At 64.6% G+C, this 7430-nt stretch carries 8 protein-coding genes; 3 read left to right on the plus strand and 5 right to left on the minus strand.

What is annotated here, in order from left to right; genetic code table 11:
* Nucleotides 1-178: 178 nt before the first annotated feature.
* Entirely contained in the window at nucleotides 179-559 is a 381-nt protein-coding gene (locus V8Z78_RS20620; RefSeq protein ID WP_349732033.1) for a PepSY domain-containing protein, read from the minus strand.
* 280 nt (nucleotides 560-839) lie between these two features.
* On the opposite strand from V8Z78_RS20620, the gene V8Z78_RS20625 reads away from it, so the two are divergent.
* Genes V8Z78_RS20625 through V8Z78_RS20635 form a run of 3 tightly spaced genes read left to right on the plus strand, consistent with a single transcriptional unit; the run spans nucleotide 840 to nucleotide 3341 of the window.
* Nucleotides 840-1148, plus strand: coding sequence for a PepSY domain-containing protein (locus V8Z78_RS20625; protein WP_012837366.1), 309 nt, complete (start codon nucleotides 840-842; stop codon nucleotides 1146-1148).
* 28 nt (nucleotides 1149-1176) lie between these two features.
* Nucleotides 1177-1848, plus strand: coding sequence for a response regulator transcription factor (locus V8Z78_RS20630; protein ID WP_046461267.1), 672 nt, complete (start codon nucleotides 1177-1179; stop codon nucleotides 1846-1848).
* 5 nt (nucleotides 1849-1853) lie between these two features.
* Nucleotides 1854-3341, plus strand: coding sequence for an ATP-binding protein (locus tag V8Z78_RS20635; RefSeq protein ID WP_349732034.1), 1488 nt, complete (start codon nucleotides 1854-1856; stop codon nucleotides 3339-3341).
* A gap of 6 nt (nucleotides 3342-3347) precedes the next feature.
* On the opposite strand, the gene V8Z78_RS20640 is transcribed toward V8Z78_RS20635, so the two are convergent.
* From V8Z78_RS20640 to coaBC, 4 genes are all read right to left on the minus strand, one after another.
* Nucleotides 3348-4157: a hypothetical protein gene (locus tag V8Z78_RS20640; protein ID WP_046461266.1), complete on the minus strand. Its 810-nt coding sequence runs from the start codon at nucleotides 4155-4157 to the stop codon at nucleotides 3348-3350.
* A 30-nt stretch (nucleotides 4158-4187) separates the two neighbouring features.
* Entirely contained in the window at nucleotides 4188-4637 is a 450-nt protein-coding gene (gene dut / locus V8Z78_RS20645) for a dUTP diphosphatase (RefSeq protein ID WP_003064513.1), read from the minus strand.
* Between the two features lie 148 nt (nucleotides 4638-4785).
* Entirely contained in the window at nucleotides 4786-5304 is a 519-nt protein-coding gene (locus tag V8Z78_RS20650) for a hypothetical protein (RefSeq protein ID WP_046461265.1), read from the minus strand.
* Nucleotides 5305-5327: 23 nt separating this feature from the next.
* Nucleotides 5328-6554 carry a bifunctional phosphopantothenoylcysteine decarboxylase/phosphopantothenate--cysteine ligase CoaBC gene (gene coaBC, locus V8Z78_RS20655; RefSeq protein ID WP_012837360.1) on the minus strand — a complete coding sequence of 409 codons (1227 nt, stop codon included), beginning with the start codon at nucleotides 6552-6554 and terminating at the stop codon, nucleotides 5328-5330.
* Between the last annotated feature and the right edge of the window lie 876 nt (nucleotides 6555-7430).

Here is a 7430-nt window from a genome sequence, read left to right on the forward strand (position 1 = left end):
GCACAGGCTCGCCAGGACGACAGCTTTCACATTTGCTCACAATACTTCGAGTAAAGCGCAGCCGTTTACAACTCTTCAAACCATAGCGCCTTGCCCAATACCTGGCTTCTTTGCTCTGCAAACCGTCATGGAATCCACAACGGCAGGGTTCTGACAGCTATCGAATCCGGAGCCAATCCTAGCCCTTGGTGCGTACGCGCAGCACTTCGCCGCTACGGCCGTCGACATAGAGCTTCACAAAGCGTCCATCGCTGGCCGTGGCCTTGACCTTGTAGAGGCCGTCGTCCCATTCCACTTCCTGGAATTCACGATAGCCGGCCTTCTCCAGCCGGTCGCAAACATCGCGAATGGACAGGGCCGGTCCGAGCGCCATGCCGCGCACGGCGGCCACCGAGGCCGAGGCACGATCCGCCAGGGAGTTTTCTGCGGCCAGGCAAGTGCCGGCCGACAGCAGCGCCGCGCCTGCGAGCAAGACCGCGCCGCTGCGACGCCACAGGGAGCGGAATACGGATAGGGGGCCTGAGGACATGGAAAAAGCCGGGCTGGGAAGATGGGACATGAAAACTCCTGCAGTCGCTGGGTCGAAGAAAGGGACAAAACACGGCCCACCAGTGCACAAGCACTGCTCAGCGGGTTGGTGCCGATTGTTCGCAAGTCAGGCTGAACCGTTTCTGAAGCCGCCATTCAGCTTCCGTTCATCGATGCAGGCCTATAACCTTGGCTGCAGACCGCTACCAGACCTCATCACCTCCAACTCCAGCCCTCTCGCCATGTCTTTTCTCAACGCCTCGAATGACCCGCAATCTGCGCACCGCCCACGCCGGCGCGCCCTTCATGCCGTGCTGGCCATGCTGCTGGCAACGGCAGGCTTTGCCGCGCTGAGCCTGTGGCCCGCCACCTCGGATGCCGGTGACAACGACCACGAGCTTGCCCGTCAGGCCCTGCGCCAGGGCCAGGTGCTGCCGCTGCGCACCGTTCTGGATCAGGTCGAGCAGCAATACCAGGGCCAGGTCATCAAGGTGGAGTTCGACCGCGAGGACGGCCGCTTTGTCTACGAGATCCGGCTGCTGCAAAACGACGGCAAGGTGGTCAAGCTGGAGATCGATGCCAGCAACGGCAAGCTGATCAGCATGAAGCGCAAGAAGTGAACCCCGGCACTCAGGAAGGCTGCAGAGCATGCGAATTTTGCTGATTGAAGACGAACCCACGCTGCGCGAGCAGCTGCATCAGGCCCTGCTGCAGGCCGGCCACACCGTGGAGACGGCCGCCGATGGCGAGACGGCGCAATACCTGGGCGAGGTCGAGAGCTTTGACGCTGCGGTGCTGGACCTGGGCCTGCCCGTGCGCGACGGGCTGAGCGTGCTGCGCGCCTGGCGTGCGCAGGGCCGCTCCATGCCGGTGCTGATCCTCACCGCCAGAGCCGCCTGGCATGAAAAAGTCGCGGGCATGGATGCCGGAGCCGACGACTATCTGGCCAAACCCTTCCACATGGAAGAGCTGCTGGCGCGCCTGCGCGCCCTGCTGCGGCGCCTGAGCCCGCATGCCAGCGCACTGTGGCAATGCGGCTCCATCACCCTGGATTCGCGCCAGGCGCGCGTCACCGTCGAAGGTCAGGCGCTGACGCTGACCAGCCATGAATTCAAGGTGCTGGCCCTGCTGATGCAGCGCATGGGCGCCGTGGTCTCACGCACCGAGCTGTCCGAGCATATCTATCCGCAGGACAGCGACCGCGACTCCAACACTATCGAGGTATTTGTCGGGCGCCTGCGGAAAAAACTACCCGCCGGCTCGATCGAAACCGTGCGCGGCCTGGGCTATCGCCTGGCCGCGCCATCCAACCAAGAATAAAGCCTATGTCCGAGCATACTCTGACCTCCCCCATGGCCCAACAGCAGCCACCGCTGAGTGCGGGCTCCTGGAAGAACTCGCTGCGCCTGCGACTGCTGGCGGGTGCCCTGATCTGGGTGCTGGCAGCACTGCTGCTCACCGGCTGGGGCCTGCGCACGCTGTTTGCCGAGCACCTGACCCAGCAGCTGCGCAGCCAGTTGGTGGCCAAGCTCGACCGGCTCAGCGGCGCCGTCAACTACCAGCCGGAGCAGACCGTCCCGGTCACGGTCTCGCCCTTCTCCGGCGACCCCTTGCTGCAGCAGCCGCTGTCGGGCATGTACTGGCAGGTAGATCAGCTCGATGCGGCCGGCAAACAGACGGTTCAGGCCGGCATCCAGCGTTCCCGTTCGCTCTGGGACCAAACCCTGGACTGGCCTTTCTTCAAGGCCGACAAAGTCTGGGAGCCCACCCTGCCCCTGCACGCTCCCGCCAGCTATGGCCATATGTCGGACGGCAATGGCAACACCCTGGTGATCGTGACGCGTACCGTACAGCTACCCGAGGCCGATGCCCCGCCGCTGCGCCTGATGATTGCCGCCGACGCGGCCATGCTGGCCACGCCGCTGCAGCGCTTTACCAAGATGCTGGTGGCCGCGCTGTGCATGCTGGCTGCGGGGCTGATCGCCGCCGTGGTCGTGCAGCTGCAGCTGGCACTGGCTCCGCTGGCCACCCTGCGCCGTCAGCTGGCCGCCGTGAGCCAGGGCGAAGCTTCTGAAATCAGGGGCGAGCACCCGGCCGAAATCATGCCCCTGGTTCAGGAGTTCAACCATGTGCTGCGCATGAATGCCGAGATGGTGGAGCGAGCCCGCACCCAGGCCGGCAATCTGGCTCACGCAGTCAACACTCCGCTGAGCATCATGGGCAACGCGGCCGCGCAGCAGGACAGCCCGCTCGCGACCCTGGTGCGCGAGCAGGTCGCCAGTGCCAGCCGCCAGGTCGAATATCACCTGGCCCGCGCCCGCGCCGCCGCAGCAGCGGCGCAGCAAGGCCATGGCCTGCGCACCGAGCTGGCCGGACCGCTGCACTCCCTGGTCCACACCATGGACAAGCTGCATGCGGCGCGCTGCATACGCTTCGAGCTGCAGGGGGATGCCACCCAATGGGACTTCAAGGGCGACTCCCAGGACCTGATGGAGATGCTGGGCAATCTGCTGGACAACGCCGGCAAATGGGCCAGGTCGAAGGTCGTGCTGAAGGTGCAGCCTATAGCCGATGACAGCCAGCAACTGACGCTGTGCATAGACGACGACGGCCCGGGCATTGCCCCCGAGTTGCGCGAGCGCATCTTTGCGCGCGGCGAGCGGCTGGACGAACAGCGTCCCGGCGCCGGCCTGGGCCTGGATATCGTGCGTGATCTGGTTCAGACCTATGGCGGCAGCATCCAGGCTCTGCCGTCGCCGCTGGGCGGGCTGCGCATGCAGCTGCAACTGCCCGGCGCCAGGCACCAGGACTGAGGACGATCAAAGACTGCGCAGCACCTGTGCGAGGGTATCGGCCTGGGGAAACAGCCAGTCGGCGAGCAGCCCCAGCACCACGGCCGCGACCAGGGCGCCCAGCACGGGCTTCCAGCTGATGCGCAGCGCCGCCAGCAACCAGCCTTCGCGCTCCACCACATACAGGGTTCGGGTCATCAGCAGCGCAAACGCCACCTCTACCGCCACGGTCAGGAACAGATCGGCACCGAACACCAGCCACACCAGCGAGCCCATGCCCGTGACCGCGATCAGCAGGGCCGCAAAAACCAGCAGCACCGGCACGAGCACCACGGCGCCTTCATCGAGTCCGTCCAGCCCCGACACATCGACATCGGGCAGCTCCAGGCCGGATGACGCAGGCGCGATATCAGGCACGACTGCGCCATCGTCCCAGTGGCCGCCGGCACCGCCGCCGCCGTAGGAGCCTCCCTGCCCGCTTTCAAAGCCCGCAGCGTCGGCACTGCCCGACTTGCCGCCCAAGCCGGGACCATCGGAGGGCAGCTCGCCCCCGTCCCAGTCGCGGCGCAGCATGCAGCCCGCCCACAGACGCACCAGCAGCAGATAAAGCAGATAGCCGCAGGCCAGCGCCAGCCCATAGCGCAGCCCCATGCTGTGCACACCGGCATGCAGCAGGCACAAGCTGATCAGGGACATGGCAGCCAGACTCAGGCCGCCGGTCAGAGCGGCATGCAGACGCAGCCAGTGGCGTTTTTGCAGCCGTCGCCGCATGTGCTGGTCGCGCCCCAGCTGCACCTTGGTCCAGGAGGCAGAGCGGCTGCGGGTCTGGCGGCTCATGTTGCGCGAGATGCGGGCGAGTCCAGAGACTCAGTGCTTGCCGGTGGAGCCGTAGCCGCCTTCGCCGCGCTCGCTGGCGTCGGCAAAGTCATCCACCAGATTGAACTGTGCCTGCACCACGGGCACGATGACCAGTTGGGCCAGACGGTCCATGGGCTGCAGCGTGAAGGCGGTCTGCGAACGGTTCCAGGCGCTGACCATGAGCTGGCCCTGGTAGTCGGAGTCGATCAGGCCGACCAGGTTGCCCAGCACGATGCCGTGCTTGTGGCCCATGCCCGAGCGCGGCAGGATGAGCGCCGCGTAATGGGGATCCTTGAGGTGCATGGCCATGCCGGTGGGAATCAGCTGCCACTGGCCGGGCTCCAGGGTCACGGGCGCGTCGATGCAGGCGCGCAGGTCCAGTCCGGCGCTGCCGGGGGTGGCATAGGCGGGCAGGTTGTCGCGCAGGCGCGCATCGAGAATCTTTACATCAACATTCATAAGGATCTGGCTAGTCTTGTCTGTCTTGAAACAAGGCCCGTGAACCGGGCCTTGCATCCATTGCGGCAGCTGCATGGCAGCGGCCAGCAGCTTTCCTGAAGGGCGCCATTGTGCCCGCTGCCGGGCAGGCGTCGGCGCTTGACGCCTGTCAGCGGCCTTGCAGGCGCTTGAGCACGCCGCCCACCAGCGACATCAGGCCCATGAGTGCGAGCAGCACGCCAAAGCCCTGGATGAACTGGGAGAGGATCACCCCGCCCACGATCAGCGCCAGCGAGCCCGGAGACACCCAGGGCTTGCGACCGTTCTGAGCCTTCTGCCCCTCGATCTCGCGCTCCATGGCCCTGAAGCGCTGCTGCGCCTCCTGCTTGGTCACGGCCGTATTGGGGCGCCGTGCAGCAGCCGTGCGCGGGGCCGGTTGAGCAGCCGCCGTGGTTCGCGCTCCCGGCACCTGCTGCGCCTGCTCGGCCATGTCGCGCGCCTTCTGCAAGGTGTTGCGCAGTTGGGACATGGGCGAGGCGGCCTGGGAGCCGGGCGTGACGACCGCGGTCTGAATCGCTCCGTCGATGCTGCGCAGCGTGCGGCGGTACTCGGGACTGGCTCGCATCAGCTGATCCACATAGGCCACATAGTCGCCATTGCGCGGGCCTTCATAGCTGGAGAGATTCATGTTCGGACTCCTGGGATCACGGGTCAGGGACGCTTGGCGCTCAGGCGCTGCGCAATTTCATCGACCAGCTGGCGCGCCAGCACGTCCTTGCTGGCATGGGGCAGCTCCTTGGAGCCCTGATCGTCGATCAGCAGCAGTGCATTGTCGTCCTTGCCAAAGGTGGCGGGGCCGATATTGCCGACCAGCAACGGCACGCTCTTGCGCAGCCGCTTGGCGCTGGCGTGCTTGAGCAGATCATGGCTTTCAGCCGCAAAGCCCACGCAATACAGCTTGCCGGACCGGGCCTGGTCGGACTGGGCCACGCCGGCGAGAATGTCGGGGTTCTCGACAAAGTCCATGGCCGGCACATCGCCCGAGCCATCCTTCTTGATCTTCTGATCGGAAAACTCGGCCGGACGCCAGTCGGCAACGGCGGCCGTGGCAATGAAGATCGAGGCCCCCGCCACCAGGGACTGCACGGCAGTCTGCATCTGGCGCGCCGACTGCACGTCGACGCGGGTCACTCCGCGCGGCGTTGGCAGATGCACGGGCCCTGCCACCAGCGTGACCTGGGCGCCGGCCTCGCGCGCCGCACGGGCAATCGCGAAGCCCATCTTGCCGCTCGAAAGATTGGTGATGCCGCGTACCGGATCGATCGCCTCGAAGGTCGGGCCGGCCGTCACCAGCAGATGCTGGCCCTGCAGGCTCTTGGCCGTGAAGTGCGCCGCCAGCTCCTCCATGATTTCCTCGGGCTCGAGCATGCGGCCGTCGCCGGTCTCGCCGCAGGCCTGACTGCCGTTGCCCACGCCCAGCACCTGGGCACCGTCGGCTTGCACCTGGGCCAGATTGCGCTGGGTCGCGGGGTGGGCCCACATCTCGCGGTTCATGGCCGGGGCCAGCAGCAGGGGGACGCTCTCCATGGGGCGGGCCAGGCACATCAGGCTGAGCAGCTCGTCCGAGCGGCCCTGCACCAGGCGCGCGATGAAGTCCGCGCTGCAGGGTGCGATGAGAATGGCATCGGCCTCACGGCTCAGATTGATGTGGGGCATGTTGTTGGGTTCGCGCACATCCCACTGGGAGGTGTAGACTGCGCGCCCAGAAAGCGCCTGCATGGTGACGGCCGTCATGAACTGCTCGGCCGCCTCCGTCATGACCACTTGCACCGTGGCACCGGCCTGGACCAGCAAGCGGCACAGCATGGCCGATTTGTAACAAGCCACGCCTCCGGAGAGACCCAGCACCAGATGTTTGCCTGCGAACACGTCATTCATGCTGCGCAATTTATCAGACCTGAGCGGCTTTGCTGCCGCACAAGCATCCCTGTACGCCACGCCGAAATTCGTGGCGAACCTATAATCCTGTTTTACCGTGCGACACGTTTGTCGCTCTGTAGTCGGTTGAGCCTCTGAAAACCGTACAACCAGACCTCCCAAGGGTCCGGTGCGAGGCATATTCTTCCAATCAGGCTGCGCCCCTCCGGGGTCAGTCAAGCCTAGGGTGTCGGACTCCGATAACCCCATCGCCGCTCGGGATACCGTCATGTATCCAAGTGGAGTCATGGTTACGTGAGATTCACGTTCCCGCTCGTATCACACTGACCGCCACAAGCGGACATTTCTAAGAAACAGAAATCCTTCATTGGAGGACTTCTTACGTGCATACGCTTTGATTGATGGAAGAAGCACAGAGTGCAACTCTGACCTGCCTTGTCATGCTCTCTAGTAATGGAGTGCCATGACCTTGTGTGCGACCACAAGTAGCCTACGGTGACATGCAAATCCAGTGATGGACTTGTGTGAAGCTCGCCCGACAACGTACTCCCGCTAACGCGGTACCCCTCATCCGCAAGGATAGGGGTAGATGCTGCCAGCAGAAATGGCGGTTGAGAGGCAAGGCTAGTCCCGCATGGGCAACGTAAAGTGAATCATCGTCTGAACCTGGGTAAGGATTGAATGGCCAAATCTGCTGATAGGCCATAACCAAAAGGTACGCTGTAGGCACTCCCCGTGGTAAATGGGTGTGCGTCGCCAACACGACAGCTCCAGGATAGATGAGTCCTAACCGGATAGACATGCAGCGATGCGAATCGCCCGTGTCGGCAAGTCAGGGAACGTGGTAAGCCCCACTATCCGCCAGCACGCGCAAGC

It is taken from the genome of Comamonas sp. wu1-DMT, from assembly GCF_040187805.1.
Classification (GTDB): Bacteria; Pseudomonadota; Gammaproteobacteria; order Burkholderiales; family Burkholderiaceae_C; genus Comamonas; species Comamonas thiooxydans.

Bases quoted from the DNA above. Each gene is read 5' to 3' on its own strand.
- V8Z78_RS20640 (WP_046461266.1), bottom strand. From the start codon at position 4,157: ATGAGCCGCCAGACCCGCAGCCGCTCTGCCTCCTGGACCAAGGTGCAG.
- V8Z78_RS20635 (WP_349732034.1), top strand. From the start codon at position 1,854: ATGTCCGAGCATACTCTGACCTCCCCCATGGCCCAACAGCAGCCACCG.
- V8Z78_RS20630 (WP_046461267.1), top strand. From the start codon at position 1,177: ATGCGAATTTTGCTGATTGAAGACGAACCCACGCTGCGCGAGCAGCTG.
- dut (WP_003064513.1), bottom strand. From the start codon at position 4,637: ATGAATGTTGATGTAAAGATTCTCGATGCGCGCCTGCGCGACAACCTG.
- V8Z78_RS20650 (WP_046461265.1), bottom strand. From the start codon at position 5,304: ATGAATCTCTCCAGCTATGAAGGCCCGCGCAATGGCGACTATGTGGCC.
- coaBC (WP_012837360.1), bottom strand. From the start codon at position 6,554: ATGAATGACGTGTTCGCAGGCAAACATCTGGTGCTGGGTCTCTCCGGA.
- V8Z78_RS20620 (WP_349732033.1), bottom strand. From the start codon at position 559: ATGTCCCATCTTCCCAGCCCGGCTTTTTCCATGTCCTCAGGCCCCCTA.